At 55.2% G+C, this 4,936-nt stretch carries 1 protein-coding gene; it reads right to left on the bottom strand.

What is annotated here, in order from left to right:
* Positions 1 to 4,936 (bottom strand): Ig-like domain-containing protein (locus AC2A06_RS18380; RefSeq protein WP_484381238.1); only part of this gene is annotated, 4,936 nt, incomplete at both ends.

Below are 4,936 nucleotides of genomic sequence, written 5' to 3'. Positions count from 1 at the left end.
AGTTGGCGTATTGTCCTTGGTCAAACTACCGCTGGCCAATGGCATACGGGTAGTGCCGGTATCATCAATAATACTGTCGATAACCGGAGTGCCTGGGGTCAATGACATAATGACGTCATAGCTGGTGCTCGGCTTGGCGCTATTACCTACCTTGTCAGTCTCTTCTACGGTCAACGTGTTTTTACCGTCATACAGTGAGCCCGTAGCGGTCAAACTCCACTGGCCATTGCTGCCTACGGTGGTGGTGCCCAGTACTTTGGTCAGCCCATTGCCATCGGTGGTGTATACCGTGATGGTGTTACCCTCTTCAGCACCGGTACCGTTAATCAACGGATTGCGATCATCCAACACGTTACCCTTGCTGACCGGGCCTGTCACCAAACCATACTGATCGACGACCTCAGTGATCGCCACCTTGCTCACATCCGGTGGCGTGAAGTCCAGCGTCAGGGTAAAGATTGCCGATTGTTGGCTGACGTTACCCGCCTTGTCGGTGGACGTGACGTAAAAATCATGCGTGCCTTCATTCAGGCTACTGATTGGCTTGAACGTCCAGACACCGCTGTCATTGGTTTTCGCTGAGCCTAACAGGCCGGTTTGGTCATACACCATCACCACACTGTTGACTTCCGCACGACCTGTCAGGACCGGGTAGGGGTCATCTGTGGCACTGCCGCTGAGCATGCCTTGCGGCTGTGGCGCACCCACATTGTCTGCGGCCGAGTCGATAAACGGCACGTTCGGCGCCACCGTGTCGACGGTAAACACCCAGGTACCGCTGGTGCTGATATTCCCTGCCGGATCTTTGGCGCTGGCGCTCCAGGTATGCTCACCCTGGTCCAAGTCACTGCTTGGTGTAAAGCTCCAGTTACCGCTGCCGTTGGCCGTGGTGCTGCCCAGTGCTACGCCATTTTCATCGCTGACGGTGACCACACTGTCCGCCTTCGCGGTACCAATGAGGGTCGGACGCAAATCATTCGTCACCCCGTTCTGGGCTATCAGCTCCACCTTACCGACCGGGTCATTGCCCTGGTTATCTTCCAGACCGGTCAGTAGTACCTTCGTTAGATCCACATCCACGTTGAAGATCAGGTGTTGCCCTTCATCGCTGGTGTTACCGGCCTTGTCGGTCACGGTCGTGGTCAGGTCATGTTGACCATTACCCAATGGGTCGTTCGGCTTAAAGCTCCAGTTCCCTTGGTCATCCACCGGCGCGCTACCGATTTCCTTATCGTTATCATAGATATGGACCACACTGCCCGGTTCAGCCTTACCACTGATGACTGGCGCGCTGTCGTCGGTAGTTTTGTTAGCAAGGATATCGCCTTGCTCGTCACCCATCTTATCTTCCACCTTCAAATTGGTGGCCGGTGCTGGTGCCTGCGTATCGACAACAATATTGAAGACACCGGTTGGGTCACTGGTGACACCGACACTGTTGGTCACCGTCGCTGTCAGGTCATGTTTACCCTCACCCAGTGCAGGCTGTGGCGTAAAGCTCCACTTACCGTCGTCGTCTACCTTGGCCGTACCGAGTTCATTCTTACCGTCGTAAACCGTCACCGTGCCGCCTGGCAACGCAGTCCCGTTCAGGGTCGGGGTCTTGTCATTGGTGACATCCCCTGGCTGCAATGCCACCGATTCTGGTCCTGGCCCCTCATTATCGATGACCGTACCCAGCACCGGTGGTGCCGGTGGGGCTGTACTGACGGTAATACTGTAAACCGGTGACTTATCGGTGGTGTTGCCGACCGGATCGCGCTCTGTTGCGGTCAACACAACCACACCATCCACAAGCAGCAGATCCGGCTGCATCGACCAGGAGAGATCACTCTTCACAACCGCCGAGCCAATAATTTGGTCACCGCGGTATACCGTAATGATGTTACCCTCTTCCGCACCGGTCCCACTGATGGTTGGACGTCTGTCGTCAGTGGTGCCACCTGAGTTCACATTGCCGGTCTTACCACCCACCTGATCATCCACGCCAGTGATCGTCACTTTGCTAGCATCGGGTGCAGAGTAATCAGTGGTTAATTTAAAGACGTCGGATGAAGCACTGGTGTTACCCGCCTTATCCGTCGCAGTAGTGGTGATCTTGTGCTCACCTTCCACCAATGGGGTGGTTGGGGTAAACGACCAGGCACCATCGTCGCCGGCAGCAACCGACCCCAACAGTTTTCCATCATCATAGACATTGATGATGCTATTTGGCTCTGCCGTCCCTTCGAAGGTCGGGTTGGCATCGTCAGTCGCACTGCCGCTGGTCAATGGACCACGGTTATCACCGACGTCATCAATGGCATTACCCATCACCGGCTGTTCTGGCGCGGTGGTATCTACCTTCAGTTCAAAGGCGGGAGAGGTCACGGTCTTACCCGCTGCATCTTCTGCCGTCACGGTCAGGCTGTGGTTACCCTCGATCAGATCGGTCTCTGGCGTAAAGCTCCAGCTACCATCTTGCTTGACGATAGTGGTACCCAGCACATCATCCCCATCCTTCACGGTGATGACACTGCCTGGCTTGCCGCTGCCGTTCAGTTCTGGACGTGCATCGTCGGTGACCTGACCGGGTTGCAAGTTACCGGTTACAGACCCTACGTTGTCATTGATTGAACCCAGCTGTACCAGCACCGGGGTATCATCCACCGCAATCTTGATATCCGGGCTTGGCTCACTCACGTTGCCCGCCGGATCAGTCACGGTAGTATTCAGGGTGTGGTCGCCATTATCCAGCGGATCAGTCGGGGTAAAAGTCCATTTACCTTCATCATCGATCTTGGCAGTACCGATTTCGGTACCGTTGTCATAGATAGTGACTGTACCGCCGGGTTCGCCCGTACCGTTCAGGTTTGGTGAACGGTCATCGGTGGTATCACCCGAGTTCACTTCACCGGTCTTCTCACCCACGTTGTCGGTGATAACGATATCGCCAGCCGGATTAGGCACGGTGGTGTCGACCACAATACCGAAGCTGCCGCTTGGTGCGCTGACGTTATCTGCCGCATCCGTTGAAGTGATGGTCAGGGTATGGTTGCCATCTTTCAGTTCAGCGCCTGCTGCTGGAGTAAAGGTCCACTCACCCTTGCCGTTGGCCGTGGTTGAACCGATCAGTTCACCGTTATCGTAGATCTTGACCAGGCTGTTGGCTTCTGCACTCCCACTCAGGGTTGGGGTGCTGTCGTTGGTGAAGTCGTCCTTCTGCAATGGACCCACGTGTGGCTCTGCGTTGTCCACCACGCTGGTGATTGCTGGCTCGGCAGGAATAGTGATGTCTACATTGATGTCATAAGACGGCGTGCTTGGCGTGGTCTTGTTACCCGCCGCATCGACCGCCACGATGGTCAACTGGTTGTTGCCTTCCACCAATGGGGTGGTTGGCGTCAGTGACCAGGTGCCATTATCGAGTACCTTGGTGCTGCCAATCGGGTGATTACCTGCCGCATCAGTGGTGTACACAATGATGATATCGCCCTTGGTACCAATACCGCTGATCAGCGGCTGGCTGTCATCGGTGCTGTTTCCTGATGCAACGTTACCTTTCTCATTGCCCACACGGTCTTCCACACTGGTGATCTCCAGGAAGCCTGGCCCAATTGGCGAAGCAGTGTAGTCGGTAGTCAACTTAAAGACTTCAGATGGATCACTGGTGTTACCCGCCTCATCCGTCGCCGTGGTGGTGATCTTGTGTTCACCTTCCACCAATGGGGTGGTTGGGGTAAACGACCAGGCACCATCGTCGTCGGCAGCAACCGAGCCCAACAGTTTTCCATCATCATAGATATTGATGATGCTATTTGGCTCTGTCGTTCCCTTGAAGGTCGGGTTGGCATCGTCAGTAACACTGCCGCTGGTCAATGGACCACGGACATCACCTACGTCATCAATGGCATTACCCAGCACTGGCTGCTCTGGCGCGATGGTATCTACCTTCAGCTCAAAGGCGGGCGAGGTCACGGTCTTACCGGCGGCATCTTCTGCCGTCACGGTCAGGCTGTGGTTGCCTTCGCTCAGATCCGCATCTGGCGTAAAGCTCCAGCTACCATCTTTCTTGACGATAGTGGTACCCAGCACATCATCCCCATCCTTGACGGTGATGACACTACCTGGCTTGCCGCTGCCGTTCAGTTCTGGACGCGCGTCGTCGGTGACTTGACCTGGTTGCAGGTTACCGGTCACTGACCCTACGTTGTCATTGATTGAACCCAGTTGTACCAGCACCGGGGTATCGTCCACCGCAATCTTGATATCCGGGCTTGGCTCACTTACGTTGCCCGCCGGGTCAGTCACCGTGGTATTGAGGGTGTGATCGCCATTATCCAGCGGCTCACTCGGGGTAAAGCTCCACTTGCCTTCATCATTGATCTTGGCAGTACCGATTTCTTCACCGTTATCATAAATAGTGACCGTGCCGCCGGGTTCACCGGTACCGTTCAGGTTTGGTGAACGGTCATCGGTGGTATCCCCCGGTTTCACTTCACCGGTCTTCTCACCCACGTTGTCGGTGATAACGATATCGCCAGCCGAATTAGGCACGGTGGTGTCAACATTAATACCGAAGCTGCCGCTTGGTGCACTGACATTACCTGCGATATCCGTTGCGGTGGTGGTCAGATTATGGTTGCCATCTTTCAGGGCCACATCGGGGGTAAAGGTCCACTCACCCTTGCCGTTGGCCGTGGTTGAACCGATCAGTTCACCGTTATCGTAGATCTTGACCAGGCTGTTGGCTGTTGCACTCCCACTCAGGGTTGGGGTGGTGTCGTTGGTGACTTCGCCCTTCTGCAATGGACCCACGTGTGGCTCTGCGTTGTCCACCACACTGCCGATAGACGGTTCAGTCGATACCGGGATGTACAGCGTAACGTCATAGCTCGGAGAGGAGAAATTACTGCGGTTGCCTGCAGGATCCTGAGCAATAATCACCAGTTGGTTA

Source organism: Serratia sp. HNCC26DJ244, assembly GCF_057180565.1.
This window is presented reverse-complemented; position numbering and strand designations above follow the sequence as displayed.